Genomic DNA, 16057 nt, shown 5'->3' on the forward strand with positions numbered 1-16057 from the left:
TTATCCCTTGATCAGGTTCGTCAGCTTCTGCTCGGCGACCTCGGGGTTCTCGCCATAGGCGATGGTGCCGACGAAGCGGCCGGTCGCGTCGAGCAGGAAGACGGATGCCGTGTGGTCCATCGTGTAGTCGCCGTCGGGCTTGGCCTCGTCGAGCGGCACCTTGCGGTAGTAGACCCGGTAGCCCTTGACCATCTCCAGCACCTTGTCCGCCGGGCCGGAAATACCGGTGATGCGCTTGGAGACGTTGCCGACATACTGGCCGATCAGCTCTGGCGTGTCGCGCTCCGGATCAACGGTAATGAAATAGGCCTGCAGCTTGGAACCGTCGGGATCGACCTTGGTGAGCCAGCCGTTCATCTCGAACAGCGTCGTCGGGCAGACTTCCGGGCAGTGGGTGAAGCCGAAGAAGAGGGCGGTCGGCTTGCCGGTGAAGGCCTTTTCGGTGATCGGCTTGCCATCCTGCGCGACGAGCTCGAAGGGTACGCCGAACGGACCGCCCGCGACCTCTTCCTTCGTCTTGGTCATTTCCAGCGTCAGCCAGCCGAGCAGGGCGGCGACGAGGGCGACGGCGATCCAGAGTACGAGGCGCAGGGTCTTCATGGCAGTCCTTCGATAAGGCTATGTCCGAGGTCTGCGCGTGTCATAGTCCTTCGGTCCGGCGCGCGCAAACGGGCCAATTGCCGCAATGCGCGGAAGGATCGGGGGCTCGCGGAATTGTGATCAGAAGCACCAGGCCATGCCGGATTCGGCAAGGCTGAGGAAGATCGCCGAACCATGCTCCACCCAGCCTGCAAAGGCGGCTGTGGTGGCCATAACGCCGAGGCCGAGCACGATGAGTGCAGCGGGCAGGGCGGTGTATCGGCGGGCGGTCTTGTCCATAGGGCGAGTATAGACCGGAACCGCGGAATTTCAAACGGGCAGGATTGCCGTAACGGAAGGCGTTTCACCGCCCGGGAATTCATCAAAAGCGGCTAAAATGCAAATTCCCGGTGCCCTTCCTTAGCCATTGTTTAATCTCTCTTTGCCACTTTCGGATAACGCGCAAAGGGCCGGTCTGACCCGCTGGACATGATGTCCGCCGTGCGCCGGAGACGGCGTGCAGCGCATTCCAACAAGTCCATCGTCGATTGGAAAGAGCCTCACCCATGTCCAACGCCCTGAAACAGTCCGGCGCTTATCTCGAAATCGTCTCCTTCCATCTCGGGGAGCAGGAATTCTGCATCGACATCATGGCCATCCGAGAAATCCGCGGCTGGGCGCCGGTGACGCCGATGCCGCACACGCCGCCCTACGTGCTCGGGCTCATCAACCTGCGCGGCGCGGTGATCCCGGTCATCGACATGGCCTGCCGCCTCGGCATGAAGATGACCGAGCCGTCCGAGCGCTCCGCGATCATCGTCACCGACATTGCCGGCAAGCTCGTCGGCCTGCTCGTCGAGCAGGTTTCCGACATGATGACCATCAAGAGCGAAGCCCTCCAGCCGGCGCCGGAAATCATTCCGGAAGCCCAGCGGGCCTTCTGCCGCGGCATCGTCGCGCTCGAGAAGTCGATGGTCTGCTTCCTCAACCTCGACACCGTCATCGCCGACGAACTCGCCCAGGCCGCCTGACGCGGCAGGCGCGCGATCGACATCTTCTGCACCCGGCCGGTTCACGGCCGGGTGTCTTGCGTTTTCAGGGCTTGCCGTTCGTCCAGGTGACTATCTCGCCATAGAGCGGCACGGTGGAGATCGACATCTTCGCCGACCCTTCCGTCAGTTCGCGCGAATGGGCGAGATAGATCAGCGTGTCGTTCTTCTTGTCGTAGATGCGCGTAACGATCAGCGATTTCCAGATCAGTGACAGGCCGGACTTGAAGACCTCTTCGCCCTCCTTGTCCAGTTCGATGTCGCCGATGGTGATCGGGCCGGTCTGCTGGCAGGAGATGGCGTTGTTCGAGGGATCCTCGAACCAGTTGCCCTTCTTCAGCCGATCGATGACGCTGCGGTCGAAGTAGGTGACGTGGCAGGTGACGCCGGACACCTCCGGATCGGTCACCGCATCGATATAGATATCGTTGCCGATCCAGTCGACGCCGACCTTGCCGACCGTCTCGGCGGCAGCGGGCAGGGCGGCGAGCGCCATCAGGCCGGCAGCAAGGGCTGTGCGAAGGCGAGGTGCGGCAAGTTTCGTCAGCGACATGGCAGGTCTCCTTGTTCCGTCTTCAAGGTAAGGAGGCGTCGGCCGCTTGCAAGCCGGCGCCCGGCGCATTTTCGCTTTCGCTGAAGTTGCCCTTACGATTTTGCCGCGGCGATGGTGGCGCGCACCGCATCCCTGTCGGTCAGCGTCACCTCGTATTCCCGGTCTTTCTCCGTGCCGCCCATGCCGACATGCGGGTTGCGGAAAGCCATGCCGCTCGGCACGGTCTTCAGCGCGGCGAAGTGCAGCTCGACAAGTCCGGCGCCGTCGCGGACCGCGCGGATGGTGTCTGCATCGAGCGCGCCGCAGCCCATGATCACGATGCGGCCGGCAGCCTGCTCGTTGGCGGTCTTGAGGATGGCAAGGCCTTCCAGCGCCGTGTCGCGCTGGCCCGACGTCAGCACGCGGTCGACGCCGCAGCGGATGAGCGCCTCCAGTGCCTCGCCGGCATCGGCCGTCATGTCGAAGGCGCGGTGGCAGGTGACGGACATCGGCCGCGCGGCCTCGACCAGCCGTTTGGTGCGCGCCTCGTCGATCCTGCCGTCCGGCGTCAGGCAGCCGATGACGACGCCGGAAACGCCTTCGCCCCGGAGGGCGGCGATATCCTCCACCATCGTCTCGAATTCCGTTTCCGAGTAAAGGAAGTCGCCACCGCGCGGGCGGATGATGACGTGGACGGGGATTTTGGCGGCCTTTACCGCGGCGCGGATCGTCGCAAGGCTCGGCGTCAGGCCGCCCTCGACAAGGCTGGCGCAGAGTTCCACGCGGTCGGCGCCTGCATCCTGCGCGGCCAGGAAACCGTCGATGCCTTCGACGCAGAGTTCGATGAGGGGCTTGGCCATGGTGTCCTTCCGGGGCTTCGGGTCAGGCTTCGTGCCAGACGGTTTTGAGGAGCCGCAGCCAGTTTTCCCGGCAGAGCTTTGTCAGGTCGTCCTCGCCGTAGCCGGCCTGGCGCAGCGCCTCGACGAGGGCTTGGCTGCCGGCGGCGTCGTGGATCGCGCCGGGAATGGTCGCGCCGTCGAAATCCGAGCCGAGCGCCACGCAGTCGATGCCCATGCGCTCGACCATGTGGTCGATGTGGCGCACCATGTCGGCGAGCGGCGTTTCGGGGCTTTCGAGGCCATCGGCGCGCAGCATGGTCGTGGCGTAGTTGAGGCCGGCAATGCCCTTGCGCTCGCGGATCGCGTCGAGCTGGCGGTCGGTGAGGTTGCGCGAGATCGGCGTCAGAGCATGGGCGTTGGAATGGGTGGCGACGAGCGGCTGGGTGCTGACGCGTTCGACATCCCAGAAACCCTGCTCGGTGATATGGGCGAGGTCGATCATGATGCCAAGCCGGTCGCAGGCCTTCACAAGCTCGACCCCTGCGGCCGTCAGGCCCGGGCCTGTGTCGGGCGAGGAGGGATAGGCGAAGGGCACCCCATGGCCGAAGAGGTTGTGCCGGCTCCAGACGGGGCCGAGCGAGCGCAGGCCGTTGTCATAGAAGGTTTCGAGGTTCGACAGGTCCTCGGCGATCGGCTCGCAGCCTTCGATATGAAGCACGGCGGCAAAGCGGCCGGCCTCCATGGCGGCGCGGATCGCCGCGGTGGAGCGGCAGATCGCGAGGCCGCCGGCCGCTTCCAGCCGGTTGGCGATATCGGCCATCTCGAGCGCGATCTCAAGCGCATCGGCATGGGCGCGCGGCCCGACCATCGGGATATTGTAGTGGCCGTTCCCATCGACTTCGCGCGGCGGGTAATCCTCAACCGGCGGGATGAACATGGCGCAGAAGCCGCCGGCAAGGCCGCCCTTCTTCGCGCGCGGGGCGTCGATATGGCCCTGGTCCGTTCCACCGACGAATTCCGCGACCGGATCGGCGCCCTTCCGGGCGTGCTCCCACAGGCGCAGGAGAACGTCGTTGTGGCCGTCGAAGATCAATTGCATGGGGCGCTCCCGGATCGATAGGTCAGATTGTTCGACGGGGTAGAGCCGATTCCGCCGCGGCCCGCAAGAACCGCGGTGGAGGCATCAGGCGGCGAAGACCGGCGTGCCGGCAATCCAGGTCGAGACGACGTTGACATTGTCGTCGATGACAGCGAAATCGGCGTCGTGGCCGTGGGTGAGGCGCCCCTTGCGGCCGGTCATGCCGATCGCTTCCGCCGGGTAGAGCGAGGCCATGCGCAGCGCCTCTTCCAGATCGATGCCGACCTCGTCGCGCATGAAGCGGATGCAGGAGGCCATGTCGATATCGGCGCCGGCGAGCGTGCCGTCGGCGAGCGTCAGGCGCCCGCCCTCGCGGAAGATCTCGCGGCCGTTGAGGAAGAAGCTCCTCATGTCGGTGCCGATGGTCGACATCGCGTCGGTGACGAGGAAGATGCGGCCGGGGCCGCGCTTGGCCCTCAGCGCCACGCCGATGGAGGCCGGGTCGACATGGAAGCCGTCGGCGATGAGGCCGGCATTGAGATGGCCGAGATCGAGCGCCGCGCCGACCATGCCGGGCTCGCGGTGGCCGAGCGGGCTCATGGCGTTGAAGAGGTGGGTCATCATGCTGGCGCCCGCCTCGGCGGCGGCGGCGGCGGTCCGGTAGCCGCAGTCCGAATGGCCGAGGCTGACGGTGACGCCTGCCGCACGCAACGCCGCGATCTGGTCGTTGGTGGCGTTTTCCGGCGCCAGCGTCATGAGGAGCGCATCGAGGCTGTGTCGCGCTTCGATGGTGCGCTCGAGGTCCGCCTGCTCCATCGGACGGATGAGGTTCGGGTCATGCGCGCCCTTGCGGGCGACCGACAGGTGCGGGCCTTCGAGATGGAGACCGAGGAAGCCCGGCACCTTTGCCGCCTTTGCTGCAAGGCCCGCGGCAATGGTTTCTGTCGTCACCTGGACATTGTCGGTGATCAGCGTCGGCAGGAGGCCCGTCGTGCCGAAGCGGGCATGGGCGGCGCAGATCGTGCGGATGCCTTCGAGGTCCGGCCGCTCGTTGAGCAGCACGCCGCCACCGCCGTTGACCTGCAGGTCGATGAAGCCGGGGACGAGCGAATGCCCGTCCATCGGCACAACGCGAGCATCGGCCGGCACGTCGCGGGCCGCCGCGATGGCGGCGACCTTGCCATCCGCGAGCAGGAGCGCACTGTCCTCATGCCACAGATCGCCGTCGAAGATGCGGGCGCCGGTAAGGGCGGTGAGCGCTGTCATCGGGTTTCCGTCACTTTCTTCAGGTTGACCGGCTTGTCGGGGTCAAGGCCCTTGCCGCGCGACCAGGCTTCGACGAAGCCGTAGAACGGCACGATGAGGGCGAGCGCATCGGTGATCGGGTGCCCGGTGGCAACGAAGGGCAGTTTTCGCGCGCTCTTTGCGCCGGCGGCGGTGACGCAGGCATAGGCACCGCCATCGGCGAGGCTGTCGGCCATGCCGGTGACGGAGGCTTCGGCGGCATCGCGTGCCGCAAGCGCGATGACCGGGAAGGACGGGCCGACCAGCGCGACCGGGCCGTGCAGCACCTCCGCCGAGGAATAGGCTTCGGCGTGCATGCCCGACGTTTCCTTGAACTTCAGCGCGGCTTCACTGGCGATGGCAAGGCCCGGGCCGCGGCCGAGCACGTAGAGCGACTGGGCGTCCTTGAGGTCGCCGGCAAGGTCGGACCAGTCGAGGGCGACGGCCTTCGCGAACTGCTCCGGCAGGTTTTTGACGGCGCGGTCGAGATCGGTGTCACCCGTCCACTCGGCGAGCACGGCAAGGCCGGCGACGATGGAATTGACGTAGGACTTCGTAGCGGCGACGCTGAGTTCCGGGCCGGCCGAGAGGTCGAGCGAATGCGAGCAGGCATCGGCGAGGGGCGAGGGCAGGGTGTTGGTGAGCGCAATGGAGATCGCACCGCCCTTGGTGGCGCCGTCGGCCATGGCGACGATGTCGGGGCTCTTGCCGGACTGGGAGATGGCAATGGCGGCCGCACCACCGAGTTTCAGCTTGGCGCCGTAGATGGAGGCGAGCGACGGGCCGAGCGAGGCGACCGGTCGGCCGGCGGTCAGTTCGATCGCATATTTCAGGAAGAGCGCCGCATGGTCGGAAGACCCGCGGGCGACGGTGACGAAGAACTGCGGATCACGCTCCCGGAGCGCCCTGCCGGCGGCCGTGATGGCGCTGGCGGAATTTTCGAGCAGGCGGGCCGCCGCTTCCGGGATTTCGTTGATCTCTTTGCGCATGTTGGTCTGCATGGAATTCCCTTTGCGGTTGGTCACGTCTCGGAAAGCGTCAGTTCGGCGACGAAATCATAGGCGTCGCCGCGATAGATGGAGCGGGTGAACTCGACCACCCGGCCGGAGCGCAGATAGGAGACCCGCTCGATGGACAGCCCCGCCGAACCCGGCGGCACGCCGAGCATCGAGGCATCGGGATCCTTCATGTTGTAGGCGGAGATACGCTGCACGGCGCGCACCGGCCGGCAGCCGCGCTTTTCCAGCGCGGCATAGAGCGAGCCCTGCACCTGCATGGGATCCGGCAGGAACTCCGAGGAGATGCAGGCGCGCTCGATGGCGAGCGGCATGTCGTCGGCAACGCGCAGGCGCCCGAGCCGCGCGACGAGCGCATCGGCAGGGAGGCCGAGCATCATCATCTCGTCCGGCGAGGGGTGGAACAGGCCGCGGTCGATCCACTCGGCCCGGGTGACGAGGCCGCGGCGGGCCATGTCCTCGGTAAAGGAAGTCAGGCGGGACAGCGACTGCTGCACCTTGGCGACGGGCTTGGCGACGAAGGTGCCGGAGCCGTGGCGGCGCACCAGGAGACCGTCCTTGACGAGATCGTCGACGGCCTTGCGCACGGTGACGCGGCTGACATTGGCATGGTCGGCAAGGTCGCGCTCGGCGGGCAGCGCGTCGCCGTAGGTCAGCTTGCCGGAGGTGATCGCCTCTTCCAGCATCTGGCGCAGCTTGACATAGAGCGGGCCGGGCACGCCCGACTGCAGGCTTTCCGGCGAGAGGATCGCGGCAAGGGACGTGCTCATGCGGCCGCTCCCGTGCGCTCTCTGAAGCCCTTGGCGGCGAGCGCTACGGCGCCGGTCAGCGCATCGGCCTCGGCCTCCACCAGGATTGCGCGGTGATGTTCGGACAGCCATTGCGGATAGAGCGGGGCGAGGCCGCCGAGCAGGCAGAGGCGCGGCGCGCCGGCCAGCGCCATGATGGCGTCGAGGGATTCGTTGACGCTGGCCGCCCCGGCCTTGACGATGGCGATCGCCTGCGCGTCGCCGTCCTTCGCATGGGTGAAGACGAGGGGAGCGTAGCGGCCGAAATCGCCCGGCTTGGAGAGGCGGGCGAATTCGACGATGCCACGCGGATCGTGCTTGAACTCGTCGAGAATGGTGTCTGTCACGCCCGAGTGCGGATGCACGCCGTCGTGGGCGAGCAGGGCCTCCTGCAAAGCGGCATGGCCGATGCGCGCGCCGCCGCCGAGATCGCCGACGGTAAAGCCCCAGCCGCCGATGTAGCGGACCACGTTGTTCTTGCGCCCCATATAGATGGAGCCGGTGCCGAGGATCGCGACGGCCCCGTCCGTATCGCCGATCGCACCCTGCAGGGCGATCAGGCCGTCGGAATCGATATCCGTATGACGGAAGGGCAGGCGGTCGTGCACGTAGCGGGTGAGGTCGCCGACATTGGTGCCGGCAAGGCCGAGAAAGGCAGAGGCGCCGCTGACGCCGGCCTCGTCCAGTCCGGCATCGCGATAGGCGGCCTTGGCGGCCTCCGTAATGGAGATGATCGCGTTGTTGGGGTCGGTCAGGATATTGGCTGCGCCGCTCTTGCCGCGCCCGAGGACTGTGCCGTCCGGGCGTGCGACCGCCGCGCGGCAACTCGTTCCCCCACCGTCGATACCGAGAATAAGATCTGTCATGGGCACCTCCGAGCACAACGATACCAAAAAAATACCATTTACCAAGGGGTATGGTGGCATGGAGAATAAGCTTTCGTTTAACTTGCTGTTTTAAAACAATAAAAATATTGAGTGGTAAAAAAGTGGTCTCAAAAATTAATTTCCTATGGACAATTGGTATTTTTTTGGCATTAATTCCGGCCAGAGGAGACACGGTGATGGCTGCAGGCAGGACAGAGGGCAGGCACGATCAGGCAAGCGGGCTGGACGAACGTCAGCCCGTCGATGTGCTGAAGGTGCTTGCGGATGCCCAGAAGGCAGCCGCCGGCGTTGTCGATGCCGCGCTTGTCGATATTGCCGCTGCGGCCCGTCTTGCGGCCGATGCGCTTCTTTCCGGTGGACGTCTTGTCTATGCCGGCGCCGGCAGCTCCGGCCTGATGGCGATGGCCGACGCGCTCGAACTCCCCGGCACCTACGGTATTTCCCGCGATCGCATCGTCATCCTGCTTGCCGGCGGTGCCGCGAGCCTGGAGGACCTGGCGGGCGGGTATGAAGACGACCGTGCGCTTGCAAGCCGCGATGCCGCGTCTGCCGCTATCGGCCCGCGGGACTGCGTGATCGCCGTTTCGGCGAGCGGCAGCACGCCCTATGTGCTGGCGATCGCATCCTACGCGAAGGAGAAGGGTGCCCGGATCGTGGCGCTTGCCAACAATCCCGGTGCCGCGCTGTTCGAGGGCGCCGACGTCGCGATCCTCCTGCAGACGCCGCCGGAGGTCATTTCCGGCTCGACGCGCATGGGCGCCGGCACGGCGCAGAAGATCGCTTTCAACATGTTTTCGACGCTTGTCGGCGTGCATCTCGGCCACGTTCACGATGGCCACATGGTCAATCTCAAGGCCGACAACATCAAATTGAAGGGGCGCGCCTGTCGCATCGTGTCCGACATTTCGGGTGTCGGGCTCGATGAGGCGGAACGCCTTCTTCAGCGCTCCGAAGGCTCGGTCAAGACGGCCGTGCTGCTCGCTGCGGGGGTGGAGGACGCCAGCGCGGCCGAGGCTGCGCTGGAGCGGTCGGGGCAGAGCCTCCGGCGCGCCCTGAAAGCCCTCGGATAACTGGTCTCAAAACGCGCTGCGGCGCATAAAAGGGGAGAATGCAATGACACGCACCGCAATCAAAGGCCTGTTGCTCGCCACGAGCATCCTCGGCACGGCCGGGATCGCTCAGGCGGCCGACGTCACGCTGACGGTCGAAAGCTGGCGCAACGACGACCTCGCCATCTGGCAGGAAAAGATCATCCCGGCCTTCGAAGCCAAGAACCCCGGCATCAAGGTCGTCTTCGCGCCGACCGCGCCGACCGAGTACAACGCCGCGCTGAACGCCAAGCTCGACGCCGGCTCGGCAGGCGACCTCATCACCTGCCGTCCGTTCGACGCCTCGCTCGAGCTGTTCAACAAGGGCCACCTTGCCGGCCTGAACGATCTGCCGGGCATCGAGAACTTCTCCGACGTCGCCAAGTCCGCCTGGACGACGGACGACGGCGCGACGGCCTTCTGCGTGCCGATGGCTTCGGTCATCCACGGCTTCATCTACAACAAGGACGCCTTCGACACGCTCGGTATCTCGGTTCCGACGACGGAAGCCGAGTTCTTCGCCGCGCTCGACAAGATCAAGGCCGAAGGCAGCTACATCCCGATGGCCATGGGCACGAAGGATCTCTGGGAAGCCGCCACCATGGGCTACCAGAACATCGGCCCGACCTACTGGAAGGGCGAAGAAGGCCGCAAGGCGCTCATCAAGGGCGAGCAGAAGCTGACCGACGACGCCTGGGTCGAACCCTACCGCGTTCTCGCCAAGTGGAAGGACTATCTCGGCGACGGTTTCGAAGCCCAGACCTATCCGGACAGCCAGAACCTCTTCACGCTCGGCCGCGCTGCCATCTATCCGGCCGGCTCGTGGGAAATCGGCCTGTTCAACACGCAGGCGCAGTTCAAGATGGGCGCGTTCGCGCCGCCGGTGAAGAATGCCGGCGACACCTGCTACATCTCCGACCACAACGACATCGGCATCGGCCTCAATGCCAAGAGCCCGAATGCGGATGCCGCCAAGAAGTTCCTGAGCTTCGTCTCCTCGCCGGAATTCGCCGACATCTACGCCAACTCGCTGCCGGGCTTCTTCAGCCTGAATTCGACGGCCGTGAAGATGGCCGACCCGCTGGCGCAGGAATTCGTCTCCTGGCGTGAAAAGTGCCAGCCGACGATCCGCTCGACCTACCAGATCCTGTCGCGCGGCACGCCGAACCTCGAAAACGAGACCTGGACCGAATCGGCCAACGTCATCAACGGCACGGATACGCCGGAAGTGGCTGGCGAAAAGCTCCAGAAGGGCATCGACAGCTGGTACAAGCCGGCCAAGTAAGCCTGCGTCTCGACTGCTGAATTCTGCTTTGAGGAGCGGGCATCGTCCCGCTCCGGCCCTCTCCCCGTAAAATTCGGGGGGAGGTGCTTGGGCGGTGCGGCTCGAATGATCAGGCGCACGCCGTATCCCTCTTCGTCCCGGTGGACAGAGGGTGCCGAAGGGCAAAATCGGGGAGCGACCCCGGCACTATCGTGTATGCTGAATTTGTCATGTGCGGCACTACCGGCCGCGCACGGCGTCCGTGCATGCGGATCTAACGAACAACAACCGGACGGGGCACGCTGGGCCATGAGCGACATACCTTCTTCCCATGAGGCAACAGGACCGATCAAGCGGCCAACACGCTGGCATATCGGCGTTTTCCTGCTGCCGGCCTTCATCGTTTATTCGGCGGTCATGATCCTGCCGCTCATCGAGACGCTGCGCCTGTCGCTGTTCAACACGGTGGACGGCCAGTCGACCTTCGTCGGTCTCAGCAACTTCAAGGTGCTGTTCGGCGACGAGCGCTGGGCGGCCGACTTCTGGAACGCGCTGAAGAACAACGTGATCTTCTTCGTCATCCACATGCTGGTGCAAAACCCGATCGGGGTGGCGCTCGCGGCCATGCTGTCGATCCCGAAGCTGCGCTTTGCCGCCTTCTACCGCACGGCGATCTTCCTGCCGACGCTGCTTTCCTTCGTGATCGTCGGCTTCATCTGGAAGCTGATCCTCTCGCCGATCTGGGGCGTCTCGCCCTATCTGATGGATCTGGTCGGCCTGAAATCGCTCTTCGCCCCCTGGCTCGGCAAGCCGAACTCGGCGCTCATCGCAGTGTCGCTGATCTCTGTCTGGCAGTATGTCGGCATTCCGATGATGCTGATCTACGCGGCGCTGCTCAATATCCCCGAAGAGGTGATCGAGGCTGCCGAATGCGACGGCGTCACCGGCTGGAGCCAGTTCTGGAAGATCAAGTTGCCGCTCATCCTTCCCGCCATCGGCATCATCTCGATCCTCACTTTCGTCGGCAACTTCAATGCCTTCGACCTGGTCTACACCGTGCAGGGTGCGCTCGCCGGGCCTGACAAGTCCACCGATATCCTCGGCACGCTGCTCTACCGCACCTTCTTCGGCTTCCAGCTCCAGCTGGGCGACCGATCGATGGGCGCGACGATCGCAACGGTCATGTTCCTCATCATCCTCGCCGGCGTCTCGCTGTATCTCTTCGCCATCCAGCGGCGCATGCGTCGCTACCAGTTCTGATCGGGAGGGCAAGACATGTCCAAAGCACGCACCTCGCTGACCCGCACGTCCCTCGTTCACCTGGCGCTGATCGGCTACGCCGTGATCTCGATCTTCCCGGTGTTCCTGACGATCATCAACTCGATGAAGGACCGCAACGCCATCTTCCGCAACCCGATGCAGCTTCCGACGCCCGGGACCTTCGACCTTGTCGGCTACACGACGGTGCTGGGGCAGGGGGATTTCGCGACCTATTTCCAGAACAGCTTTATCGTCACGGTGGCCTCCATCGCGCTGGTGCTGCTGTTCGGCGCCATGGCCGCCTTCGCGCTCTCGGAATACCGCTTCCGCGGCAACATGCTGATGGGCCTCTACCTTGCCATCGGCATCATGATCCCGATCCGTCTCGGTACCGTGGCGATCCTGCAGGGCATGGTGGCGACGGGGCTCGTCAACACGCTGACGGCGCTGATCCTGGTCTATACCGCGCAGGGTATCCCGCTCGCGGTCTTCATCCTCTCCGAATTCATGCGGACCGTCTCCGATGACCTCAAGAATGCCGGGCGTATCGACGGTCTCTCGGAATACTCCATCTTCTTCCGCCTCGTCCTGCCGCTGGTGCGGCCGGCCATGGCGACCGTCGCGGTCTTCACCATGATCCCGATCTGGAACGACCTGTGGTTCCCGCTGATCCTGGCGCCGAGCGAGGCGACCAAGACGGTGACGCTGGGCTCGCAGATTTTCATCGGCCAGTTCGTCACCAACTGGAATGCAGTGCTCGCCGCACTCTCGCTCGCGATCCTGCCCGTCCTCATCCTCTATTTCATCTTCTCGCGGCAGCTGATCCGCGGCATCACTTCGGGAGCAGTCAAGTGAGTTCTGCCACGTCCCCCCTTCGCGTCCTGTCCGCCGGTCTCGGCAATATGGGCCGCAGCCATGCGCTCGCCTACCATGAGAATCCGGGTTTCGAGATCATCGGTCTCGTCAACCGGTCGAAGGTTCCGGTTCCGGCCGGGCTGGAAGGCTACGAGATTCATCCGTCCTTCCCGGAGGCGCTGCGCGCGCTGAAGCCGGAACTCTGCTCGATCAACACCTATTCGGACAGCCATGCCGAATATGCGATCGCAGCACTCGAAGCCGGTGCGCATGTCTTCCTCGAAAAGCCGCTGGCGACGACCGTCGCCGATGCCGAGCGGGTGGTCGCCTGCGCCAAGGCGAACGGCCGCAAGCTCATCGTCGGCTATATCCTGCGCCACCATCCTTCCTGGGTGCGGCTCATCGAGGAAGCGCGCAAGCTCGGCGGCCCGTATGTCTTCCGCATGAACCTGAACCAGCAGTCGAGCGGGCCGACCTGGGCGACCCACAAGGCGCTGATGCAGACGACGCCGCCGATCGTCGACTGCGGCGTGCACTATGTCGACGTGATGTGCCAGATCACCGATGCCAAGCCCGTGGAGGTGCGTGGCATGGGCCTGCGCCTTTCCAACGAGATCGCGCCCGACATGTACAACTACGGCCACCTGCAGGTGCTCTTCGACGATGGCTCACTCGGCTGGTACGAGGCGGGCTGGGGCCCGATGATCTCGGAGACGGCCTTCTTCGTGAAGGACGTCATGTCGCCGAACGGCTCCGTTTCCATTGTCATGGATCCGAACGCGAAGTCCGACGACATCGACACCCACACCAAGACGGCGGTCATCCGCGTTCACAACGCGGCCACCGGCCCCGACGGCAAGTTCCTGTCGCCGGACGAGGACCTGAAGATGGCCGGCGAGCCGGGCCACCAGGAACTCTGCGACCGCGAACAGGCCTATGTGCTGAAGGCGATCCGCGAGGACATCGACCTCACGCGGCATATGGACGATGCGGTGCAGTCGCTGAGGATCTGCCTCGCGGCCGATGAAAGTGTCAGAACCGGTCAAACGGTCAAGCTTTAAGGGGATATCAGGTGGGCTCTCTTCAACTCAAATCCGTACGCAAGTCCTTCGGCAATGTCGACGTGATCAAGGGCATCGACCTTGACGTGAAGGACGGCGAGTTCGTCATCTTCGTCGGCCCCTCGGGCTGCGGCAAGTCCACGCTGCTGCGCATCATCGCCGGCCTTGAGGATGCGACGTCGGGCTCGATCACCATCGACGGCACGGAAGTCGTGACGGTGCCGCCGGCAAAGCGCGGCATCGCCATGGTCTTCCAGTCCTACGCGCTCTATCCGCACCTCACCGTCAAGGACAATATGGGCCTCGGCCTCAAGCAGGCAGGCGCGCCGAAGGATGAAATCGAAAGGCGCGTCGCCAAGGCCTCCTCCATGCTGTCGCTGGAGAAGTACCTCGCCCGCCGCCCGGCCGAACTGTCGGGTGGCCAGCGCCAGCGCGTCGCCATCGGCCGCGCCATCGTACGTGAACCGAAACTCTTCCTGTTCGACGAACCGCTCTCCAACCTCGATGCGGCGCTGCGCGTCAACACCCGCCTCGAGATTGCCCGGCTGCACCGCGAGCTGAAGGCCACCATGATCTACGTCACGCACGACCAGGTCGAGGCGATGACGCTGGCGGACAAGATCGTGGTGCTCGACGGCGGTGTCATCCAGCAGGTCGGCTCGCCGATGGAACTCTACAACCAGCCTGCCAACCTCTTCGTTGCCGGCTTTATCGGGTCGCCGGGCATGAACTTCATCGATGCGGGCCGCCTCGGCGCGTCCGATGCCAAGACCATTGGCGTGCGCCCGGAACACGTCACTCTGTCGCGCGACAGCGGCGAATGGCAGGCGAGGGCCGTGCATGTCGAGCACCTCGGCGCGGACACGATCGTCTATCTCGAATCGGAGAAAGTCGGTGCCTTCACCGTTCGTCTGTTCGGAGAGCATCACTACGCGCCCGGTGACGTGGTCTTCGCCACGCCGGCCGCAAACCAGATGCATCGTTTCGACGCAAATGGTCACGCCATACGTTGAGGACCCTCATCACAAGTCCGTGATGGGTGAGGATTGCGGCGGGCGGGGCCGTGGTCTACGATTGTCAAAGATCAGAAACTAACATACAGCGTTGTTTGTATGTTGCGATGCGGTGGTCCTGCGATCACCGCATCTTCATGTTTTCAGGACCCTGCCGCGCTTCAGGCGGCACCGCTTATGGAAGAACCCATGCGTTTCACGAGACCGATTTCGATTGCGACCTTCGGCGCCCTTTTGATTCTCGCCGGCTGCCAGGACGAGCAGGCGCCGCAGGGCGGCTTTGCGTTCCCGCCGCCGCAGGTGGCCGTCATCACCGTGAAGGCAGAGGATGTGCCGATCACCAACGACCTGCCGGGCCGCATCGCAGCGACCCGCACGGCGGAAGTCCGGCCGCGCGCGACCGGCATCGTCATCGACCGCATCTTCGAGCAGGGCTCGCAGGTCAAGGAAGGCGACGTGCTCTACCGCATCGATCCCGCGCCGTTCCAGGTGCAGGTCGACAGCGCCGAGGCGACGCTGCGCCGTGCCAAGGCCGTCCAGGCCCAGGCGCGCAACACCGCCGAGCGCCAGGAACAGCTGCGCAAGTCGAACGTCGCGTCCGCGCAGACCTATGACGACGCCGTCGCCCAGCTTGCGCAGGCGGACGCCGATGTCGCCATCGCCGAGGCGAGCCTTGCGACCGCCAAGCTCAATCTCGAATATACCGAGGTCAAGGCGCCGATCAGCGGCCGCATCGGCCGTGCGCTCATCACCGAGGGTGCGCTGGTTTCGGCCAATGGCACGGAAAACCTTGCGACGATCCAGCAGCTCGACCCGGTCTATGCCGACTTCACCCAGTCGGCGACCGACCTGATGCGCCTGCGCAAGGCGCTGGAAGACGGCGCGCTGATGGCCGACAACAATTCGGCCGACGTCAAGCTGGTGCTCGACGACGGGTCCGCCTATCCGCATCCGGGCAAGCTCCTGTTCTCCGAAGCCGCCGTCGACGAGACGACCGGCCAGGTGACGCTGCGCGGCGAATTCCCGAACCCGGACGGCGACCTCCTGCCGGGCATGTATGTGCGCGTGCAGATCGAACAGGGCATCGAGAAGAACGCCGTGATCGTGCCGCAGCAGGCCGTACAGCGTGACGCCTCGGGCAGCGCGCTCGTCTATGTCGTTTCCGCCGACAACAAGGCCGGCACCCGCAATGTGCGCGTCGGCCGTGCCATCGGCACGAACTGGGTCATCCCGGATGGCCTGAAGGACGGCGAGAAGATCATTGTCGAAGGCTTCCAGAAGGTTCAGCCGGGCGGCGAAGTCGTGCCGGCCGAGTGGGACCCGAATGCCGTGGCGAAGGCTGCCGAAGGCGGCGCGGCCGAGACCGGGGAGGCCGGCAAGGCCGAAGCCGGTGCTGCACAGACCGGCGAAGCCGGCAAGGCGGAGGGCGGCGAAGGCGCCGCCAAGGCCGAGCAGGCGAAGTGA

Annotated in this window: 17 protein-coding genes; 8 read left to right on the forward strand and 9 right to left on the reverse strand. The window is 64.9% G+C overall.

The features are described from left to right. Both P9A16_RS04850 and P9A16_RS04855 read right to left on the reverse strand, forming a co-directional pair. Complete coding sequence (locus tag P9A16_RS04850) at window positions 1-600, reverse strand: SCO family protein (RefSeq protein WP_023514277.1); 600 nt, start codon at window positions 598-600, stop codon at window positions 1-3. A 120-nt stretch (window positions 601-720) separates the two neighbouring features. After that, window positions 721-879: a hypothetical protein gene (locus tag P9A16_RS04855; RefSeq protein WP_023514278.1), complete on the reverse strand. Its 159-nt coding sequence runs from the start codon at window positions 877-879 to the stop codon at window positions 721-723. A 266-nt stretch (window positions 880-1145) separates the two neighbouring features. Here P9A16_RS04855 and P9A16_RS04860 point away from each other — a divergent pair, with 266 nt between their 5' ends. After that, window positions 1146-1610: a chemotaxis protein CheW gene (locus P9A16_RS04860; protein WP_023514279.1), complete on the forward strand. Its 465-nt coding sequence runs from the start codon at window positions 1146-1148 to the stop codon at window positions 1608-1610. Window positions 1611-1674: 64 nt separating this feature from the next. Here P9A16_RS04860 and P9A16_RS04865 read toward each other — a convergent pair whose 3' ends face one another. The 7 genes from P9A16_RS04865 to P9A16_RS04895 form a co-directional block, all read right to left on the reverse strand. Then, a complete protein-coding gene (locus P9A16_RS04865) occupies window positions 1675-2181 on the reverse strand; it encodes a CreA family protein (RefSeq protein WP_023514280.1) in 507 nt (168 codons plus the stop codon). Window positions 2182-2273: 92 nt separating this feature from the next. Continuing rightward, the gene (locus tag P9A16_RS04870; RefSeq protein WP_023514281.1) at window positions 2274-3020 is read right to left on the reverse strand and encodes a copper homeostasis protein CutC; all 747 of its coding nucleotides are present in this window, start codon (window positions 3018-3020) and stop codon (window positions 2274-2276) included. Between the two features lie 22 nt (window positions 3021-3042). Next, a complete protein-coding gene (locus tag P9A16_RS04875; protein ID WP_023514282.1) occupies window positions 3043-4098 on the reverse strand; it encodes a dipeptidase in 1056 nt (351 codons plus the stop codon). A gap of 84 nt (window positions 4099-4182) precedes the next feature. After that, window positions 4183-5343 (reverse strand): N-acetylglucosamine-6-phosphate deacetylase, encoded by a 1161-nt coding sequence (gene nagA / locus P9A16_RS04880; RefSeq protein WP_023514283.1) that lies wholly within the window; start codon window positions 5341-5343, stop codon window positions 4183-4185. Then, entirely contained in the window at window positions 5340-6362 is a 1023-nt protein-coding gene (locus tag P9A16_RS04885) for an SIS domain-containing protein (protein ID WP_023514284.1), read from the reverse strand. The genes nagA and P9A16_RS04885 overlap by 4 nt, the downstream gene beginning before the upstream one ends. Before the next feature lie 20 nt (window positions 6363-6382). Then, window positions 6383-7147, reverse strand: coding sequence for a GntR family transcriptional regulator (locus tag P9A16_RS04890; protein WP_023514285.1), 765 nt, complete (start codon window positions 7145-7147; stop codon window positions 6383-6385). Then, a complete protein-coding gene (locus tag P9A16_RS04895) occupies window positions 7144-8031 on the reverse strand; it encodes an N-acetylglucosamine kinase (RefSeq protein WP_023514286.1) in 888 nt (295 codons plus the stop codon). Before P9A16_RS04895 ends, P9A16_RS04890 begins: the two co-directional genes overlap by 4 nt. Window positions 8032-8228: 197 nt before the next feature. On the opposite strand from P9A16_RS04895, the gene P9A16_RS04900 reads away from it, so the two are divergent. The 7 genes from P9A16_RS04900 to P9A16_RS04930 all read left to right on the forward strand — a co-directional run bounded on the left by P9A16_RS04900 (window position 8229) and on the right by P9A16_RS04930 (window position 16057). Beyond that, window positions 8229-9122: an N-acetylmuramic acid 6-phosphate etherase gene (locus tag P9A16_RS04900; RefSeq protein WP_023516268.1), complete on the forward strand. Its 894-nt coding sequence runs from the start codon at window positions 8229-8231 to the stop codon at window positions 9120-9122. A gap of 43 nt (window positions 9123-9165) precedes the next feature. Then, window positions 9166-10425 carry an ABC transporter substrate-binding protein gene (locus tag P9A16_RS04905; RefSeq protein WP_023516267.1) on the forward strand — a complete coding sequence of 420 codons (1260 nt, stop codon included), beginning with the start codon at window positions 9166-9168 and terminating at the stop codon, window positions 10423-10425. A 288-nt stretch (window positions 10426-10713) separates the two neighbouring features. Continuing rightward, window positions 10714-11664, forward strand: coding sequence for a carbohydrate ABC transporter permease (locus tag P9A16_RS04910; protein ID WP_023516266.1), 951 nt, complete (start codon window positions 10714-10716; stop codon window positions 11662-11664). Between the two features lie 15 nt (window positions 11665-11679). Next, on the forward strand, window positions 11680-12519 hold the full coding sequence (locus tag P9A16_RS04915) for a carbohydrate ABC transporter permease (RefSeq protein ID WP_024271551.1): 840 nt from the start codon (window positions 11680-11682) through the stop codon (window positions 12517-12519). Continuing rightward, complete coding sequence (locus P9A16_RS04920; protein ID WP_023515748.1) at window positions 12516-13580, forward strand: Gfo/Idh/MocA family protein; 1065 nt, start codon at window positions 12516-12518, stop codon at window positions 13578-13580. Before P9A16_RS04915 ends, P9A16_RS04920 begins: the two co-directional genes overlap by 4 nt. 11 nt (window positions 13581-13591) lie before the next feature. Then, on the forward strand, window positions 13592-14593 hold the full coding sequence (locus tag P9A16_RS04925; protein ID WP_024271552.1) for an ABC transporter ATP-binding protein: 1002 nt from the start codon (window positions 13592-13594) through the stop codon (window positions 14591-14593). A gap of 177 nt (window positions 14594-14770) precedes the next feature. After that, a complete protein-coding gene (locus tag P9A16_RS04930; RefSeq protein WP_023515746.1) occupies window positions 14771-16057 on the forward strand; it encodes an efflux RND transporter periplasmic adaptor subunit in 1287 nt (428 codons plus the stop codon).

It is taken from the genome of Shinella sp. 838, from assembly GCF_029623935.1.
In the GTDB taxonomy this organism is placed as follows: Bacteria; Pseudomonadota; Alphaproteobacteria; order Rhizobiales; family Rhizobiaceae; genus Shinella.